Origin of the sequence: Streptomyces sp. NPDC001407, assembly GCF_042895325.1 — a bacterium.
Lineage (GTDB): Bacteria > Actinomycetota > Actinomycetes > Streptomycetales > Streptomycetaceae > Streptomyces.
Window position 1 is genome coordinate 271,779 of sequence record NZ_JBIAWF010000002.1, and the last position, 16,609, is coordinate 288,387.

Below are 16,609 nucleotides of genomic sequence, written 5' to 3' on the forward strand. Positions count from 1 at the left end.
GGGCGGGTCGTCACGGGCACCAGACGACGGTCAACCTCATCGCCCACCCGTCGCTGATGCCCGGGGCGGTCGAGGAGATGCTGCGGTACGGGTCCCCCTCGGGCCTGGCGTCCGTGCGCTGCACCACCGAGCCGGGCCCTCAAGAGGCGGTGGCCCCTTGCGGTGCGGTTCCGGACGGGATCTCGCTCGCGCCGGCGCGGCCGGGCCGGAGCAGCAGGAACGGAGTCGCCAGGAGCAGGAGACCGGCGACCGCGATCGCCGTACGGAGGCCGGTGACGGCGGCCAGCAGACCCCAGAGGGCGGTCATGGCCGCGGTGGTGGCCTTGCTGGTGACCGACCACGCGGACAGGGTGCGGGTGATGCGGTCCGCCGGCGTCGACTCCAGCCGGTAGGTGACGGACACGGGGTTGAACACGGCCGCGCAGGTGATCAACCCGAGTTCGACGGCCATGACGAGCACGAGTCCGGCGACGCCCGGGCCGATGAAGGCCAGCCCGAGCGACCAGCACGCGCGCAGCGTCCCGGCGGTGAGCATGACCTTGCGCTGCCCGTATCGGGCGACGAGCCTGCGGGCCAGCCGTGAGCCGACGAGACCGCCGACGCAGGGCACCGCGAAGGCCAGGCCGTACTGCCAGGGCGCGAACCCGAGGCGGCCGAGCATGAGGACGGCGAGCAGCGGCGAGACGGCCATGATCAGGCCGTTGACCAGGATCGTGTTGAGGAACAGCGGGCGCAGGGACGGGTGGGTGAGGATGTATCGCCACCCTTCGAGCAGGTCGCCGCCGCGGATCCGTGAAGGCGGGCCGGTTCGTACGGGCCGGGGTTCCTTTCCGCCGATCGCGCGGATTCCCGCTGCCGACAGCAGATAGCTGACGGCGTCGGCCGCGACGGTGAGCACCGGGCCGAACAGCCCGATCACGGCCCCGCCGAGCGGCGGTCCGAGCATGGAGGCGGTCCAGGTCGTGGACTCGAACCGGCCGTTCGCGACGAGGAGGTCCTCCGGCCGCACAAGTGCTTTCAGGTGTGCGCCGCTTGCCGCTCGGAAGGTGATGTCGGCTGCCGAGACGGCGACCGACACGACGAGGAGCTGGGCGAAGCTGAGCCCGCCGAGCGCGAAGGCTGCGGGGATGCTCGCGAGCGCCGCGAACCGGGTCAGGTCCGTCGCGATCATCACCGGCCGCTTGCGGCGGAACTCCACCCACGGGCCGAGCGGCACGGCCACCACCGCCCCTACCGCGAGTCCCGCGGCCGCCAGCGTCGCCACCTCCGTGGGCCCGGCGTGCAGCACGAGGACAGCGATCATGGGGAACGCGTCGAACGCGAGCCAGGTGCCGAACGTGCTGACCACGTAGGCCGTCCACAGCCACCGGAACCGCCGCCCCAGCGACCGTCTCGCTCCCACCCTCAGCACGCCTCTCGCCGTCGCGGACGATCAACCTCTCGTCGACCGGTGACATCAAACCGAACGGCGGGCCTGCCGGGCAATCGGCCAGGGCTGTGACGGGCCACACCATCGGCCGGCGGAACCACCACGGAACCGCCCCGGACTCCGTCGAGCCCGCTCAGAGGTCCGGTATGTCCTCCAGAGCCGTCCGGTCCAGCGCGGCGGTCAGCCGGTCGAGGCGCGCGCGCAGGTCGCGGATCTCGTCGAGGTCGAAGCCTGTGGCGGCGGCGATCCGGCGCGGTACGAGCAGCGCGCGCTCCCGCAGGGCGGTGCCTTCGCCGGTGAGCCGGACGTGCACCGAGCGTTCGTCGTGGGAGCTGCGCTCACGCCGCACCAGACCGGCCGCCTCCAGCCGCTTGAGCAGGGGCGACAGCGTCCCGGAGTCGAGCCGCAGATGCTCGCCGACCTTCTTCACGGGCAGCTCGCCGTGTTCCCAGAGGACGAGCATCACCAGGTACTGGGGGTAGGTGAGCCCGAGGTCCTTGAGGAGGACGCGGTAGACGCTGCCGAAGGCGCGCGAGGCGGCGTTCAGGGAGAAGCAGATCTGCTGGTCGAGGCGGAGGTAGTCCCCGTCCGACGGGCCCGGTGTGGCGGTCATGGTGCCAGGATAACCCGATGCGCCATTCAGTTGTGCACAACTTAATTGCGTGCTCTACTGAAGGGGTGAGGCGGCCGGACCGTGCCGTCCCGCATGACCGTTGAGAGGAACGATTCCCATGGACGCGCTCTACACCGCTGTCGCCACCGCCACCCACGGCCGCGAGGGCCGCGCCGTCAGCTCCGACGGCCACCTCGACGTGCAGCTCGCCCTGCCGACGGAGATGGGCGGCAGCGGCCAGGGCACCAACCCGGAGCAGCTGTTCGCCGCCGGTTACGCCGCCTGCTTCGCGAGCGCCCTGGGCCTGGTCGGCCGGCAGGCGAAGGTCGACGTCAGCGAGGCCGCGGTGACCGGCGAGGTGGGCATCGGCAAGCAGGGCGAGGGCTTCGGCCTGGCCGTCACGCTGCGCGTGGAGCTCCCCGACTCGGTCGACGCCGCGACGGGCCGCAAGCTGGTCGACCAGGCCCACCAGGTGTGCCCGTACTCCAACGCGACGCGCGGCAACATCCCGGTCGAGATCGTCGTGGAGTAAGCCTTCTCAGGCGCCGGACCGGTCCCTTTCGGCTGACGCGCGTGCGTCGCGGGCCTGTCCGGCGTTCGAGGACGCGGCGGCCCGCGTCAGTCCGGGGCGATGACGAGCTCCGCGAGGCCCACACCCTCGCGCATGCCGTCGGGCGTGAGGCAGGCCGTCAGCAGGTCGCGGTGCAGCAACTGCGCCGTGCGCAGGGCGTGGTGGCCCTTGGCGCGGCCTGCGACCACCGTGCCCTCCAGCTTCATCAGGCTGACGGCACCGGCGCGGGTTCTGAGGTTCGCGGTGTATTCGATCGTGGACTCGCGGCCGTCGTCGAACCGGACGACCTCGCGGAGCAGTTCCGTGTTCACCTGGAGGCAGGAGGCGGTGAGGGTGCCGTCGAAGTGGCCCGTGGCTTTGGTGGTCCGGCCGGAAGGGTCCGAGCAGGTGTAGCTCTCCGTGGACGAGATCCGGGTCGGGCGCGGCACGAGGGACAGCCCGGGAGTCCAAGTGGTGCGGTAGGTGCCCAGACAGCCGACCGGGGCGTCTCGCACGTGTGCCTGCGCGGTCGGGGACCAGGCCAGGCAGCACGCGGTGAGCACTGCCAGCGGCCAGGCGCGTACGGGTCCTCGGGGACGGTGCACGGTTCCTCCTCCGCTCGGACTGTGGCCGGGTGTCTACCCCTGGTGCCACAGAGGTGAAGCCCAGCCACGGGCGCACGCGGAAGCGAGGACGCCGCCGCGCGCCGCCTTCAGCCCGGAACGCGCCGCAGCGTGATGCTCCCGGTCCCGCTGGAGGAGTCGGTGCTCAGGCAGACACGGCCCCGGCCCACCCGGCCGAACGGGGCGAGATCCAAAGGCGCGTGGGCGTGATGGGTGAAGCGCAGGGTGACGCCTGCGAGGAGGGAACAGGCATCGAGCACGGCCCGGGCCGAGAGGTAGGCGGCGTGCTGGGAGGAGCGGCTGCGCTGGTCGAGCGTGGAGCCGGTGAACGCGCCCAGCACCTCGGCCCGGTAGCGGTCGTGGTCCGGCGGAGGGCTGTCGTACTCCCAGCGCAGCTCGCCGGAGAGGTGGAGGACGCGGTCGTCGGCGTGCACCGCCTGCGGCACGGTGTAGTCGTCCACGAGGAAGCCGGTGAAAGCCGATCCGGTGGTCACCGCCCGGTGCAGGCCGGTGATCCCGCTGACGACGCGGGTGGCCGCCGGTTCCCGTCGTACGGTGGCGTCGGCCAGCCACTGGTCCCCGGGGCCGGAGGCGAAGGTGTGGTGGCTGCCGGGCAACCGGGTCCACGGCGTCTCGGCGACGGTGACGCTCGCGGTGGAGGCAGCGGGGCAGGCCCGCAGCAGATGGGCGCCCAGGGCGGGGGCGAGGATCTCGACGGCGGCGTCCACGTGGTCGTGGACGAAGCAGGCCGCCGCGTTGGTCATGCTGCGGGTCGGCAGGACGTCCGCGTTGTCCCCTTCGGCGAAGGCGGCGGTGAAGTCACCGTCGAGCGTCATGGTCAGCCGCAGGTCGCGGGCGACATCGGCGGGCCCGCCCGGCCCGACTCCCAGCAGGCGCAGTTCCTGCCGCCCGTAGCCGGCGGAGATGATCTCGTACACGCAGTACCCCTCACACTGGCTCCAGGGCCCACCCGGCACATCTGGGTAGTCGTTCGAGAACGTTGAGGCGTTACCCAGTTCTGATGGTATGAGTCCTCAGGGTTGTGGCAGACCGGAGGGAGCTTCACGGTGACCATCGTTGTGACGACACCTACGGGACACGTGGGATCTCGGGTGGTGCGGCTGCTGGTCCAGGCAGGCGTGCGTCCCCGGGTGCTCGTGCGGGACCCGGCGCGCCTGGACGCGGAGCTCCGCGGCCGGGTCGACGCGCGGCGCGGTGATCTCACCGACCCCGGCTTCGTGCGCGAGGCGACCGCCGGGGCGCGCACCGTCTTCTGGGTCGACCCCACGCCTCACACGGCCGAGGACCCGATCGGGACGTCGCGGCGCACCGCGGCCCCTCTGGCCGACGCCGCCCGCTCCGGTGACGTGGCGCGGATCGTGTTCCTGAGCAGCGTGGGGGCGGAGAAGCGGCACGGTGTGGGCCACATCGACGGGCTGGCCCGGATCGAGGAGCTCTTCGATGCCACCGGCGCGGACGTCCTCCATCTGCGGTGCGGCTACTTCTTCACCAATCTCCTGCTCAGCCTGGACGAGCTGCGCCAGGGGGTGCTGACGACCGCGGCGGATCCCCAGCAGCCGATGCCGTGGGTCGATCCGCGCGACATCGGCGAGGTGGTGGCGGCTCGTCTGCTCTGCGAGAGGTGGCAGGGCCGGGTGGTCCAGGCCGTCCACGGCCCGGAGGACCTGACGTTCACCCAGGTCGCGGGGATCCTCGCCGAGGCACTGGGTCGCCGGGTCAGCCTCCGGACCGTCACCGACGACGACGTGCGGGCCACACTCCGGTCGGCCGGTCTGCCGCCGAAGGCGGTGGAGGCCATCGTCGGCATGCTCGCCGGATCGCGCGATCTCGTGCCGGAGCAGCCCCGTGACATGACCACCACGACGCCCACGCCTCTGAGCGCCTGGGCCCACACCCGTCTCCGGCCCCTTCTGGCAACTTGAGGCGGGCTGCCAGGCCCGGTCAGGCGGCCCCGGCCCGTACCGCCGTGACCGCCACCGTCGTGTAACGCACCATGAAGCTGCCCCCGGCCGCGTCGACGGCGGCGCCCACGCCCTCCAGCACCTCGTCCAGTTGCTCGGCGGGGAGCTGGGTGAGGGCGCCGTGGGTCGGCAGCTGGTCCAGCCACGCGTCGCGGGTGTACGACCGCTCCCAGCCGAACCGCCACTGCTCCGGGTCGCCGAAGCCGCCCGCCGTCCGGATCCCGTCGGCGGCCTTGGCGGACAACTCCTGATAGCCGTCCAGGGCTCGCTTCGTCACCGCACGGAAGTCGAACGGCGAGTCGGGCATCACGCGTTGACAGACCGTGGTGTAGGCATCCGCGATGTCTTCGGGGAGCTGGAAGGCGTTCCAGAACGCCGCCAACCGGCCACCCGGACGCAGGACTTGCGCAGCCTTGGCCGCTCCGGCCACCGGGTCCACCCAGTGCCACGCCTGACCGGCGATCACCACGTCGAATTCCCGGCCCGCCGGATCCCAGGCCTCGAACCTCGCCACCTCGGCCTCGACCCCGAGCCGTCGCGCCAGGCCGGCCATGCGCGCGTCCGGCTCGACCCCCAGCACTGTGCGACCGGCCGCCTGGAACTGCCGGGCGGCTGTCCCGGTTCCGCAGCCGACGTCGAGGACGTACGGGCCGGGGCTCTCGGCGACGATCCGGTCCACCAGCGCCGCGGGATAGCGCGGCCGGGCCCGGTCGTAGCGTGCGGCGTCCGAGCCGAACGACTCGGCCGTCTGCCGGTTCCGATGAAGCTCTGGTGAATCCGGTCGCTCCGGCGGCACAGTGGGCATGCGCCCACTATGCTGGGCGCCCGCCCACTCGTCAACGGGCGGGCTCCGCAAGGGAAGACAAGGGAAGAGGGGACACACCGCATGCCGACCGGAGTGGTCCTGCGCGACGCTCGCCGGCAGCTGTTCGACGCCGCCGAGCGCATCCTGCTCCAGGACGGGCCGAGCGCGTTGACCAGCCGCGCGGTCACCACGGAAGCGGGCTGCGCCAAAGGCGTCCTGCACCGGCACTTCACCGACTTCGACGACTTTCTCGCCGAGCTCGTCCTGGACCGCGGCGCCCGGATCGAGGCCCAGGCCAAGGCCCTGTGCGACGCCGCCGGGACCGGCACGGTCGCCGACAACCTCACCGGCGCGCTCACGGAGCTCTTCGGGTCGGCCGCCGTCGCGATCGTCGCCCTCGTCACCTTCCGGGACGAGCTGCGTACGCGGCTGCGCCGGACCACGCCGGCCGGCATTCCGCTCCTGGCCGAGGCCACGGCCATGTGCGCCTCGTACCTCACAGCCGAGCGCGGGCTGGGCCGCATCGCCGCCGGTGCCGACGTCGGCACGCTCGCTCCCACGCTGATCGGAGCCGGGCACCTGCTGTTCGCCGACCGGAAGGGCACCCCGCCGGAGGCCCCGGCCGTCCGCGAAGTGGTGACCGCGATCCTCGCCGGCGTCGCGCGGTAACCGGTGCCGCGCGCCGGTTCGCCGTCAAGGCGGTGCGCGCACAAAGCGATTGGCTGCCACAGGCCGGGGTAACCGCCCCCTTGACACGCCGACACGACCAATAACGTTGGGAGGCGTTCACCATGGGCATGGGATGGTGCATAGGTCTGATCGCGACAGGCGCGATCCTCACGTTCGCGGTCGACTGGCACGTGGACGGCATGAACGTCCCCCTGGTGGGACTGATCCTGATGGCGGTGGGAATCATCGGCCTGAGCGCCTACGTGAGCATCTTCAAGCGCCGCAGGATGCAGCCGCCGCCCCCGGCCGCGCCGGTCGTCGAGGAGGACCGCCGGTACGTCCCCTAGGCGGCGCCCGACCGGATGGACACCGGGGCTCGCTCCGCACGCGGCGGTGACACGAGGGGGTGGACCGGCGCCGGGCGCGCGTTCGCGCGCCGGGTGGTCCATCCGCACGCCGCCCCGGCCCGGGGGTGAGAGCCGTGGCCCTTGTGAAGACTGTGAGGGCAAGCGACACCGAGGTCCCTTCCCGAAAGGACCACTGCGGTATGCGTGAACGCGCTCTCCTCCCGGTCACCGCCGGCATCCTGCCCCTCCTTCTGGTGCTCGGTCTTCCCGCGCCCGCCTCCGCCGGTGGCGAGGCGCCGGGCCCGCTGACCGGGACCTGCGTCGGGCGGATCCACTACACCTTCGATCCACCCCTCAGAGCCACCCCGCGCGAGACGACGACCAGTTGGTCGGGCGACTACTCCTGCTCCGAGCTGCCCCTGGTCAAGTCCCGCACCTGGAAGGGCACTTTCAAGGGCTCCGTGAAGTCCGTCACCGGATGCCTGCAGGCGAGCCCCGGCCAGGTCGTCACACCCTCGATCACCGAGACCGACCACTGGACCACCCCGGAGGGCCGGCATCAGGGCGGCACAAGCGTGCTGACCGGCACCGTCTCCACGCTGCCGCGCGAGGACGGCACACGCGTGGCCGAGTGGACCGGCACCGTCACCGGCGGGACGTGGTTCAAGGGCCACCACTTCAACGGCAACAACGTCTACACCTCGCTGACCAGTGGAAGGCTCTGCCTGACCGGGGGCGAGATCGCCCACAACGACGGCACGGCGGTGGTCACCTTCCTCCCGCTCTGACGAGCCGGCACTGACGAGCCGGCACGCCATGTCACATCCCGGAGCGCCCTGCCGTCCTTACCTCTGGCAGCACGAACGACCTCGGAGGTAGGAAGACGATGGACAGGCCGATCCTGGTAACCGGCGGCACCGGCACGCTCGGCCGCGCCCTCGTGGCGCGGCTTCTCGCCGACGGCGTACCCGTACGCGTGATGAGCCGTCGGCCGCGCCGTGCCGACGACGACCGGCCGTACGAGTGGGCGGTCTGCGACCTCGTCCAAGGGACCGGCCTCGACGCCGCCCTGGCCGATGTGCGCGCGGTGGTGCACTGCGCGACCAATGCCCGCAACGACGTGGCCGCGACCAGGCAACTCGCCGACGCCGCGCGGCGGGCCGGGGTTCCGCACCTCGTCTATGTGTCGATCGTCGGGATCAAGACGATCCCGCTCCCCTACTACCGCTCGAAGCTCGAAGCGGAGCGGATCGTGCGGGAGTCGGGGCTGCCGTGGACCACTCTGCGCACCACCCAGTTCCACGACCTGGTGGCGACGCTGACCACCGTGCAGCGGCGGCTGCCGGTGGTGCTGACGTTGAGCGGGGTGCGCTTCCAGTCCATCGAGGTGACGGAAGTCGCCGACCGGCTGGCGGAACTGGCCCAGGGGGCACCGGCCGGACGGGTGCCCGACATGGCGGGCCCCGAGATCCGGGAAGCCCGCGACCTCGCGGCCGCCACGCTCCGCGCTGCTGGGCTGCGGAAGCGCGTCGTGCCGGTACGGCTGCCGGGCAAGATCATCCGAAACCTGCGGGCAGGAGGAAATCTCGCCCCGGACCGGGCCGTGGGCACGGCCACCTTCGAGGAATTCCTGGCCGCGCGTGGTCGAACGGGGAGGTGAGCTTCTGTACCTACTAGTATGTACGCTCAGATGCAACGCAGTTCAGGGAGAGGACACACCGAGATGCCGCTCGTCCGCGTCGACGCGCTGAGGGCCGACCGCGAAAGACTCGAAGCGCTGGGCCGCGCGGTGCACGAAGCCCTGGTCGAGACGATCGGCTTCCCACCGGACGACCGCTTCCAGATCTTGACCAGCCATGACGGCATCAGCAGCACGCTGCACTACGACAACTACCTCGGCGTGCAACGCGACGACGGCATCGTGTACATATCGATCACCATGCGCTCCGGCCGCCCGCCCGAGCGGAAGCGGATGCTGTACCGGCGGATCGCGGAACTCGCGCACGCGTACGCGGGGACCGAGCCGCGCAACGTGTTCGTCACAGTGACGGAGAACGAGTCGGTCGACTGGTCGCTGGGCGAAGGGGTGGCGCAGTACGCGGCCGCGTCGGACGCGCCTCGGTCGCCCTGACGGTGCGGTCACCGTCCTCGCACGCGTTCGCGAGGCGCGGGGAAGGAAGACTCCCCGCGCCTCGCGTCGCCGGCTCAGTCGTTCGTCGAGCCCTTGAGTCGTCGTATGCCGAAGGACCAGATGCCGCGGCCGTGAGTCGCAGCGTAGAGACGGTTGTCGGGGCCGAGCTTGAGCTGGAGGACGGCGGTGGTGGGGAGGCCGGTGCCGAGGACCTGCCACTCGCTCGCGCCGGGCGGGCGGTAGAAGGTGGCCAGGTCCGTGCCGAGGGCGAGGGCGCCGTTCGGCAGGAGCTTGACCGTGTCGGCGGGGACGTCGGGCAGGTTCGCCGAGATGTCCGTCCAGTTGCCTCCGCCGTCACGGGACTCGAAGACGTGCCCGGAGCCCGCGCCCGGGCCTTCGGTCCACTTGCGGGAGAAGCCGTTGACGGCGACGTACACGTGCTGCGCATCGGCCGGGTCGACCTCGAAGCCGGAGATGTAGCGGTTCGGGAGCGCGCCCTCGACGGGAAGGCCGAGTTGGTGCCAGCCGGTGCCATCGGCCTTGCCGACGGCGATGCCGCGGCTGAAACCCTGGCTGTCGCAAGGGCCGCACCAGCCGGCGTAGACGGTGCCGCCCGAGGCGGCGACGGCGGTGGCCACATGGCCGGCGCCGAGGTCGTAGGCGTTCTTCCACTCCGCGCCGGAGCGGATCGCGAAGCCCTTGTTCTGCACCCACACGTGCCGGCCGCCCGCCACCCAGGTGTTGATGTCCTTGGCGTCCGAGGTGATCGGTGCGATGAAGCGGGCGCCCGCGCCGCCCAGATCCTTGTCCGGCGGCGCGACTTCGTATTCGGTGGCCTTGGCCGGGTCCGTGGCCCAGGCGCCGTTGTTCTCGCCGCAGTCCTGGGTGACCCACATGTCGAGGTAGACGTATTCCGCGGCGATGTCGCAGCCGTTGCCCGGGTCGGCGAGGGTGTCGCCGCCGTCGCCGCCGAAGTTCGAGCCCATGACCTTGTCATGGCCGCGCAGGATCGACTGGCCGTTGTCCTGCAAACCGCCGGTGACCGAGACCCCGCCGTGGTTGCGGTCCTTGCCGACGCCGACCGAGTAGAACTGAAGGACGTCGATGGTGCCGTCGTTCAGCGACTGCCAGTCCTTGGCGTGCCCGCCGGAGTCGACCGCGCCGCTCAGCGGGCGCCGGTAGATGCCCCCGTCGTTGCCCACATACATCCAGGGCTTGCCCTTGTAGGTGCCGACGGCGACCGCGTGCTGGTCGGAGTGCGTGGTCGGCGAGCAGTCGCCGGTCTGCTTCGCGGGGTCGACGCTCCAGCAGGGGAAGGGGAAGTTCCAGTACGGGCCGGGGGTGATCCAGCTCGCCCCGCCGTTCTTGGTCTCGAAGACCTCTTCCAGACCCAGGTAGACGTGGTCGGCGTTGCCCGGGTCGACCTGGAGGAACTGGTTGTACCAGGACTGGATGCCCGGCATGTAGCCGGCGCTCTGGAGCGCCGATCCGGAGTTGCGCAGCTTGGTGTAGTCGGCGATCTGCGTCCACGGCCCGAGCGGCGAGCCGCCCTTGGAGACGTACACGCCTTTGAGACCGCTGTCCGGGTTGGACGCCATCTGCGCCGGAGACTGGGCCACCGCGTACAGCCGCGACCCGTCGGCGGCGGCCGCGAAGGTCACATTGCCGACGTCCTCGCTGGTGGACGGCAGGTCACCGATCCCGGTCACGCGCTTCCAGCTGCCGCCCTGCTTGCTGTACATGCCGTTGTAGGTGTCCCCGCCGCGCCAGCCGACGGCCAGCAGCACCCTGTCCGGGGCCTTCGGGTCCACGGCGATGTCGTTGGCGATGTTCTTGTACGGCGCGCTGGGGTCGGCCTGCTTCGAACCGCCCGGCAGATAGTCGGGGTTGGGCGCGAACTCCAGCTTCCACGGCCCCGAGAGCGTCGTGGTGGAGTGCGTCCACACGCCACGGCTGGTCGCGGCCCACACCGTGGTGCCGGCGAAGCGCAGCGCGTGGACGACCGTGCTCTCCAGTTCGGCGCCACCCACGCGTCCGCCGGGCTGGAACCGGCCGTGCCGGGGGTCGGCCAGGACGTAGACGCCCGTGCCGACGTAGGAGGTCGCACCGGTGTTGGACTCACCGGTGGCGTACCAGAGCCGGCGGGAGCCGTCGAGCGCGAGCGTGCCGGTCGACAGCGAGGGCAGCTTGTCGGCGATGGGTTCCCAGTGTCCGCCGCCGGTCCGCGAGCGGAACACCCCGCCGTTCGCGCCGCCCGCGTACACATATCCCTGGTCGTCGGCGGCGATTCCGGTGATCCGGCCCGTGACGTTCCCGGAGCCGCCGCTGGAGTTGGAGTTGATGTCGCGGTAGCGCGGATCGTCGGAGTTGTAGGGCTTCTTGGTGACATGGTCCCAGCCTCCGCCTGTGTGCCGCATCGACTGCAGCTGGGACCAGGCCGCTCCGTACGCGCCCGGCGCGACCACGCCGGGCGCGGTACGGGCCTCGGTGTACTGGGCGGTTCCCTCGGCGGAGTTCTCCGCCTCGTCGGAGCCGCCGTCGTCGCGTCCCGGTGCCACCAGGGCGGACTTGCCGGAGCCGAGGGACCGGACGTGCTGACGGCCGATGTCTGCCTGATGGCGCGCGTTCCAGGGCCGGGGTCTGGTGTCACCGGACGCGGCGGACGCCTGCGCGCCGGCGAGTCCGAAGGCGGTGGCGACGACGGCGCAGGTCATGAACCGCCGCCGGTGCCGTGGGGGCATCATGTGCTCTCCTCCCTACGATCGGGCGCGCCGGATGCGGCCCGACGCGGGGAGAGCTTGGCGTGCTCGCGACAGAACGGAAGGTGAAGCGGGGAAAGATGGGAGGGAGTTTGCCATTCCGGCCGGCTCGCGGGTACGGACGGCTACGCCTGTCGTCCTGCCGGGGAACGGCCGCCCCGAGCCGAGGAGTTCCCGGTCACGCCGGGGGCGCGCCAGAGCCTCGGCTCGGTCGGCGGAGCGGCCTCAGTGGTCGGAGTAGCTGAAGTCGCCGACGGTCCAGGCGCTGACGTCCTTGATCGCGACGCGGTACATCCCGCCCGTTTCGGGGATCCCGATGCTGCCCTGGAGGATCCGGGCGACGTGGAAGTGCAGATGCGTGGGCCCCTCGTCCGGGCCGGACCGGTTCGCCGCCCGTCCGGTGGTGAAGATGCCGGAGAACGGGCCGAGGTGGGCCGAGTCCGTCAGGACCTCCGACACGCGTTCCCTCCACACGGCCTCGGGGGCCAGCCGTCCGGTGATGACAGCGCCGGAGGTGACCACGGTCAGGGACATCTGATTGCTGCGCTCGGACTCCACGAGGGTGGCGATGTCGACGAGCAGCTCGTCAGGGTTCGACATGAGAGCCGATTCTATTCGCCGGACCGCCCGCCGGGTCGAGCCCGCCCCGGAACGGGGGGGTGTTGGGCAGTGCGCACATGAGCCGCCGGGCGCAGATTACCTCTGTCTCGAACGCTCCTCAATCTGTGCTCGCCGTGGTAGACGCCGGGCAATCGCGTAGTTAACGTTTTCCGCGGGGCCTCGGTGCCGCACATGGGCCGCCGGGGCCCCTCGACGCGCTGCACAACGAGGTGAGGATGACGGCAGACACCCCGCTCAGTGGTCGTCTGGACGACGACGACTACCCCGCGTACACCATGGGACGGGCCGCCGAGATGCTCGGCACCAGCCCCGGCTTCCTCCGGGCGATCGGCGAGGCCCGGCTCATCACCCCGCTCAGGTCGGAGGGCGGCCACCGCCGCTACTCCCGCTATCAGCTGCGGATCGCCGCCCGCGCCCGCGAACTCGTCGACCAGGGCACCCCGATCGAGGCGGCCTGCCGCATCATCATCCTTGAGGACCAGCTCGAGGAAGCACAGCGCCTCAACGCCGAATACCGGCGCGCCGCGGCCGAGTCGTACGACAATACGCGCTGAGCGGGCCGAGGCGCGGCATCGTTAAGCGGGGGCCCTCCGCCGAGCCGGCGCGTAACGCCACAGACGTCATTGACGCGTACACACGGCTCGTTGAGACTGGCGGCCTCACGACTTCACGGGAGGCACTCATGCGAGCACGCGTCCTTGCCGTCACCCTCGTCACCGCCGCCATCGCCGCCGCGGCGACCCAGGCCACCGCCCAACCGGCCGCGCCTCACCCCAGCACCCCCGCGAGCTGGTGCGCCGAGCAGGGCGGCGACGCCGCCGTCCACCGCGCGTACTTCGACGCCGGCCGCAAACTCACCCCGCTCGGCGGCCGGCGCGAGCTGTGCTTGTTCGAGGCCAAGGACGGGTCGCGCATCGCCGTGGCGGCGGACACTCTCGCCGCGGACCTGCCGACCCTCGCCGCCCTCGCCTACGTCCGCAAGCCCCCGCTGCCCGAACACCCCCAGGGCAACCCCTCGGCCGCCTACTGCGCCGCGATCGGCGGGACGACCCAGTTCGGCAACCGCAAGAGCGACACCGGTGGCTGGATCAAGGACGGCGAGCCGGTCGACCGCGATCACCTGCACACGCTGTGCGTCTTCGCCGACGGTTCCGCCCTCGACGCCTGGGGGCTGACGTACCACACCAACGGCGTCATCCGGGGCGCGGACCTGACGAAGAAGTTCCGTGCCACCGTCCCCGCCGGCGGTCAGCCGATCTGACGGCGGACCAGTTCGTGGAACAAGCCGCCCGTGTCGGCGAGCAGTTCCGCGGGGGATCCCTGCTGGACGATCCGGCCGTCCGCCATGGCGATCACCCGGTCCGCGTCCATGATCGTGGAGAGCCGGTGGGCTATCACGACGCGGGTGGAGCGCAGGGCGCGGGTGGATTCGATGACCACGCGCTGGGCCTCGTTGTCCAGCGCGCTGGTGGCCTCGTCGAAGAAGAGGACGCGCGGCTTGCGGACGAGTGCCTGGGCGATCATCAGCCGCTGGCGCTGGCCGCCGGAAACGGTGCCGCCGCCGTCGGAGAGCACGGTGTGCATGCCCATCGGCATGGCCTTGATGTCCTCGGCCAGGCCGGCCATCGCTGCGGCCTCCCACGCCTCTTCGAGCGAGAACGCCTCGGCTCCGCATATGCAGTCGCGGATCGAGCCGCTGAAGGGCTGGGCGTTCTGCAGGACGACGCCGCACTGGCGGCGTACGGCCGCCTGGTCGAGCGCCGCCAGATCCTGGCCGTCGTACAGCACGCTGCCGGAGGCCGGCTTGTCGAAGCCGATGAGCAGGCGCAGCAGGGTCGACTTACCGCAGCCGCTGGCGCCGACGATGGCGACGAACTCGCCCGGCCGCACCTGGAAGGACACGTCGTCGAGCACGAGCGGGCCGTCGTCGGTGTAGCGGTAGGAGAGGTTCTTCGCCTCGACGGCCCCGGTCAGCGCGCCCGGCTGGATGCTGGAGCCGCGTACCTCGGGGGTCTCCTGGAGCACCGGTCTGATCTGCTCGAACATCGGCTGCACGGCAGCGGCGGACAGGAGGGCGCCGGTCAGCTGGGTGGCCGAGGAGAGCATCATCGTCACGGCGGTGCTGAAGGTGAGGAAGCCGGCGGCGGACATGCTGCCCCGGGCCGGGCCTGCCAGCAGCATGAACATCACCAGTGTGCACAGGGGCAGGTGGACGGCGTTGAGCACGGTGACGATGTTCTTGATCCGGCCGATGCGCTGGTGCAGCTCGCGGGTGCGGGCGAACTCCCGTGCCCAGGCGGCGTAGGCGAAGCTCTCGGCCGCGGCCACGCGCAGCTTGGGCAGCCCGCGCAGGGTCTGGAACGCCTGGTTGTCGAGCTTGTTGCCGAGCTTGATCAGCTGTCGCTGGTAGCGCAGCTGCCACAGTCCCAGGCCCAGGAAGACGGCGGCGACGACGAGCAGCATGGCGACCGCCGCCAGCGCCAGGGGCACGCTGTAGCAGAGCAGCAGCACGAGGTTCATCGTGCCGACGGTGCTCGCCTGGAGGGTCACGGAGCCGATGCCGGAGAGGACGCGGCGGATCGAGCTGATGCCCATGGCCGCGGCGGCAAGTTCTCCGGTGGAGCGGCCGGTGAAGAAGGTCGTGGGCAGGCGCAGCAGCCTGTCCCAGACGGCTGGTTGCAAGGTGGCCTCGATGCGGCCTTCCAGGCGCAGGACGGAGATGTTCTGGAGCAGCATGAAGGCGGCCGAGACGACGCCGGTCGCGATGAGGGCGAGGGCCGTCTGCACGATGAGGCCGTTCTCGGCGGCGGGTACGTACTGGCCGAGCACCTTGCCGGTGGCGATGGGGACGAGCGCGCCCAGGCCGACGGCGACCAGCCCGCCCAGGGCGAGGCTGCCGAGCTCCCCGCGGGTGCCGCGCACGCTGAAGCGCAGCAGCCGCGGCAGGGTCAGCTTCGTGTCGGGCAGCGGGCGGTAGAGCATGACGGCGCTCGGGGCGAGGCCGGCGGCGGCAGCCTTGTCGACGCGCTCCCGCGCTCCGGTGGCGGGGTCGACGGCCTCGTATCCGCCGCGCCGCCACAGCAGGGCGACCGGTGTCCCGTCGGTCTCGCGCCTGCCTACCAGGGGGCCGCTGTTCTCCCGCCACCAGCGCCCGTCGAGCCTGACGGTCCGGGTGCGGACGCGTGAGGCGAGGGCGACGCGTTCGACGGGGTCAATCCGGCCGGAGGCGGTGGCCGGCGCGCCGGGTTCGGTCAGGGTGATGCGGGCCTCGTCGGCGACCAGGCGGCAGGCGGCGAACGTCGCGTCGTCGCCCGCGCGGCGGCGGGCCGCTCCGCCGGCGCGGTCGATGGAGGCCAGGAGCGCCTGGTCCGCCTGGGTGCGGGCGGTCTCGCCGGCCTCGATACCGGCCGCCGCGCGGTCCTCGTGGGCGCGCTCCAGCTGTTCGATCCAGCGGTCCAGGGCGTACAGCAGGCGGTACTGCTGGTCGACCATTCCCTGCCACATCGCCGGGTCGACGAGGAGGGTGCCGACCGCTTCCGCTTCGTACGCGGCTCCGTACTGCACACTGCCCGGGACGATCCGCATCCACAGGATGTCGTCGTCGGCCGCGCCCTGGCCGGTGGTGGTGCGGCTCTCCAGCGGTGCTTGGCAGAGCACGCGCAGGCCACGGCCGACGCCACGCGCGAAGGCGTCTTCGAGGGGGCTCGGCGGGACGTCGTACCCCCATTGGTCCGTGGCGGTGTTCCACGGGTCGCCGTACTCCGGGCGGGAGAGCTCGCGCAGTTCGATGCGGCGCAGCCGGCAGCCGGGCAACGGGCGGCCGACCAGGGTGTGTTCGGGGCCTTCGGCCGGGCCCAGCAGCAGTGTGCCCGCCGTCAGCCGTCCCAGGAAGTGCCACGGGCCCGCCTGGGCCGTGTCGACGGCGAACAGGTCGAGCTCGCCGTCCACGACGAGCCACAGCACGAGCGGGTTCTCCAGGGACAGGCTGCGCGGGCCGGTGCAGTCGGCCTCCGAGCCGAGTGCGCCCAGGGCCGCGACGACCGGGTCCGGGGCGACGTGGGGCGGGTGCGGGTACGTCAC

General features: G+C 71.7%; 17 protein-coding genes. 9 read left to right on the plus strand and 8 right to left on the minus strand.

Annotation, left to right across the window (positions count from 1 at the left end):
- Window positions 1–139: 139 nt before the first annotated feature.
- Window positions 140–1,402, minus strand: coding sequence for an MFS transporter (locus ACFY1P_RS04785; RefSeq protein ID WP_361528969.1), 1,263 nt, complete (start codon window positions 1,400–1,402; stop codon window positions 140–142).
- A 160-nt stretch (window positions 1,403–1,562) separates the two neighbouring features.
- Window positions 1,563–2,042, minus strand: coding sequence for a MarR family transcriptional regulator (locus ACFY1P_RS04790; RefSeq protein WP_361528972.1), 480 nt, complete (start codon window positions 2,040–2,042; stop codon window positions 1,563–1,565).
- A 118-nt stretch (window positions 2,043–2,160) separates the two neighbouring features.
- Here ACFY1P_RS04790 and ACFY1P_RS04795 point away from each other — a divergent pair, with 118 nt between their 5' ends.
- Window positions 2,161–2,574, plus strand: coding sequence for an organic hydroperoxide resistance protein (locus ACFY1P_RS04795; protein WP_361528974.1), 414 nt, complete (start codon window positions 2,161–2,163; stop codon window positions 2,572–2,574).
- 86 nt (window positions 2,575–2,660) lie between these two features.
- Here ACFY1P_RS04795 and ACFY1P_RS04800 read toward each other — a convergent pair whose 3' ends face one another.
- Together ACFY1P_RS04800 and ACFY1P_RS04805 are read right to left on the minus strand one after the other, a co-directional pair.
- Window positions 2,661–3,197 carry a hypothetical protein gene (locus ACFY1P_RS04800; RefSeq protein WP_361528977.1) on the minus strand — a complete coding sequence of 179 codons (537 nt, stop codon included), beginning with the start codon at window positions 3,195–3,197 and terminating at the stop codon, window positions 2,661–2,663.
- Window positions 3,198–3,304: 107 nt separating this feature from the next.
- The gene (locus tag ACFY1P_RS04805; RefSeq protein ID WP_390749703.1) at window positions 3,305–4,153 is read right to left on the minus strand and encodes a hypothetical protein; all 849 of its coding nucleotides are present in this window, start codon (window positions 4,151–4,153) and stop codon (window positions 3,305–3,307) included.
- A gap of 129 nt (window positions 4,154–4,282) precedes the next feature.
- Here ACFY1P_RS04805 and ACFY1P_RS04810 point away from each other — a divergent pair, with 129 nt between their 5' ends.
- On the plus strand, window positions 4,283–5,158 hold the full coding sequence (locus tag ACFY1P_RS04810; RefSeq protein WP_390749704.1) for an NAD(P)H-binding protein: 876 nt from the start codon (window positions 4,283–4,285) through the stop codon (window positions 5,156–5,158).
- A 19-nt stretch (window positions 5,159–5,177) separates the two neighbouring features.
- On the opposite strand, the gene ACFY1P_RS04815 is transcribed toward ACFY1P_RS04810, so the two are convergent.
- The gene (locus tag ACFY1P_RS04815) at window positions 5,178–6,002 is read right to left on the minus strand and encodes a class I SAM-dependent methyltransferase (RefSeq protein ID WP_390749705.1); all 825 of its coding nucleotides are present in this window, start codon (window positions 6,000–6,002) and stop codon (window positions 5,178–5,180) included.
- An 81-nt stretch (window positions 6,003–6,083) separates the two neighbouring features.
- Between ACFY1P_RS04815 and ACFY1P_RS04820 the strand changes: the two genes are divergently transcribed.
- The 5 genes from ACFY1P_RS04820 to ACFY1P_RS04840 all read left to right on the plus strand — a co-directional run bounded on the left by ACFY1P_RS04820 (window position 6,084) and on the right by ACFY1P_RS04840 (window position 9,149).
- Window positions 6,084–6,671 (plus strand): TetR family transcriptional regulator, encoded by a 588-nt coding sequence (locus ACFY1P_RS04820; RefSeq protein ID WP_390749706.1) that lies wholly within the window; start codon window positions 6,084–6,086, stop codon window positions 6,669–6,671.
- Between the two features lie 122 nt (window positions 6,672–6,793).
- Window positions 6,794–7,018, plus strand: a complete 225-nt coding sequence (locus tag ACFY1P_RS04825; protein WP_361528992.1) for a DUF6458 family protein — start codon at window positions 6,794–6,796, stop codon at window positions 7,016–7,018.
- A 200-nt stretch (window positions 7,019–7,218) separates the two neighbouring features.
- Window positions 7,219–7,806: a hypothetical protein gene (locus tag ACFY1P_RS04830; protein ID WP_390749707.1), complete on the plus strand. Its 588-nt coding sequence runs from the start codon at window positions 7,219–7,221 to the stop codon at window positions 7,804–7,806.
- Window positions 7,807–7,904: 98 nt separating this feature from the next.
- Entirely contained in the window at window positions 7,905–8,678 is a 774-nt protein-coding gene (locus ACFY1P_RS04835; RefSeq protein ID WP_390749708.1) for an SDR family oxidoreductase, read from the plus strand.
- 63 nt (window positions 8,679–8,741) lie between these two features.
- On the plus strand, window positions 8,742–9,149 hold the full coding sequence (locus ACFY1P_RS04840; RefSeq protein ID WP_390749709.1) for a tautomerase family protein: 408 nt from the start codon (window positions 8,742–8,744) through the stop codon (window positions 9,147–9,149).
- A gap of 74 nt (window positions 9,150–9,223) precedes the next feature.
- On the opposite strand, the gene ACFY1P_RS04845 is transcribed toward ACFY1P_RS04840, so the two are convergent.
- Both ACFY1P_RS04845 and ACFY1P_RS04850 read right to left on the minus strand, forming a co-directional pair.
- On the minus strand, window positions 9,224–11,893 hold the full coding sequence (locus tag ACFY1P_RS04845) for a glycosyl hydrolase (RefSeq protein ID WP_390749710.1): 2,670 nt from the start codon (window positions 11,891–11,893) through the stop codon (window positions 9,224–9,226).
- A gap of 240 nt (window positions 11,894–12,133) precedes the next feature.
- The gene (locus ACFY1P_RS04850; RefSeq protein ID WP_361529007.1) at window positions 12,134–12,508 is read right to left on the minus strand and encodes a hypothetical protein; all 375 of its coding nucleotides are present in this window, start codon (window positions 12,506–12,508) and stop codon (window positions 12,134–12,136) included.
- A gap of 236 nt (window positions 12,509–12,744) precedes the next feature.
- Between ACFY1P_RS04850 and ACFY1P_RS04855 the strand changes: the two genes are divergently transcribed.
- Both ACFY1P_RS04855 and ACFY1P_RS04860 read left to right on the plus strand, forming a co-directional pair.
- Complete coding sequence (locus tag ACFY1P_RS04855; protein WP_390749711.1) at window positions 12,745–13,083, plus strand: MerR family transcriptional regulator; 339 nt, start codon at window positions 12,745–12,747, stop codon at window positions 13,081–13,083.
- Window positions 13,084–13,211: 128 nt separating this feature from the next.
- Complete coding sequence (locus tag ACFY1P_RS04860; RefSeq protein WP_390749712.1) at window positions 13,212–13,790, plus strand: hypothetical protein; 579 nt, start codon at window positions 13,212–13,214, stop codon at window positions 13,788–13,790.
- Here the strand turns inward: ACFY1P_RS04860 and ACFY1P_RS04865 are convergent.
- Window positions 13,778–16,609: an NHLP bacteriocin export ABC transporter permease/ATPase subunit gene (locus ACFY1P_RS04865; protein ID WP_390749713.1), complete on the minus strand. Its 2,832-nt coding sequence runs from the start codon at window positions 16,607–16,609 to the stop codon at window positions 13,778–13,780. The genes ACFY1P_RS04860 and ACFY1P_RS04865 overlap by 13 nt on opposite strands.

What these genes read in the sequence shown, in the direction of transcription:
- ACFY1P_RS04790 (WP_361528972.1), bottom strand. Translation starts at nt 2,042, where the DNA reads ATGACCGCCACACCGGGCCCGTCGGACGGGGACTACCTCCGCCTCGAC.
- ACFY1P_RS04795 (WP_361528974.1), top strand. Translation starts at nt 2,161, where the DNA reads ATGGACGCGCTCTACACCGCTGTCGCCACCGCCACCCACGGCCGCGAG.
- ACFY1P_RS04815 (WP_390749705.1), bottom strand. Translation starts at nt 6,002, where the DNA reads ATGCCCACTGTGCCGCCGGAGCGACCGGATTCACCAGAGCTTCATCGG.
- ACFY1P_RS04820 (WP_390749706.1), top strand. Translation starts at nt 6,084, where the DNA reads ATGCCGACCGGAGTGGTCCTGCGCGACGCTCGCCGGCAGCTGTTCGAC.
- ACFY1P_RS04825 (WP_361528992.1), top strand. Translation starts at nt 6,794, where the DNA reads ATGGGCATGGGATGGTGCATAGGTCTGATCGCGACAGGCGCGATCCTC.
- ACFY1P_RS04830 (WP_390749707.1), top strand. Translation starts at nt 7,219, where the DNA reads ATGCGTGAACGCGCTCTCCTCCCGGTCACCGCCGGCATCCTGCCCCTC.
- ACFY1P_RS04835 (WP_390749708.1), top strand. Translation starts at nt 7,905, where the DNA reads ATGGACAGGCCGATCCTGGTAACCGGCGGCACCGGCACGCTCGGCCGC.
- ACFY1P_RS04840 (WP_390749709.1), top strand. Translation starts at nt 8,742, where the DNA reads ATGCCGCTCGTCCGCGTCGACGCGCTGAGGGCCGACCGCGAAAGACTC.
- ACFY1P_RS04845 (WP_390749710.1), bottom strand. Translation starts at nt 11,893, where the DNA reads ATGATGCCCCCACGGCACCGGCGGCGGTTCATGACCTGCGCCGTCGTC.
- ACFY1P_RS04850 (WP_361529007.1), bottom strand. Translation starts at nt 12,508, where the DNA reads ATGTCGAACCCTGACGAGCTGCTCGTCGACATCGCCACCCTCGTGGAG.
- ACFY1P_RS04855 (WP_390749711.1), top strand. Translation starts at nt 12,745, where the DNA reads ATGACGGCAGACACCCCGCTCAGTGGTCGTCTGGACGACGACGACTAC.
- ACFY1P_RS04860 (WP_390749712.1), top strand. Translation starts at nt 13,212, where the DNA reads ATGCGAGCACGCGTCCTTGCCGTCACCCTCGTCACCGCCGCCATCGCC.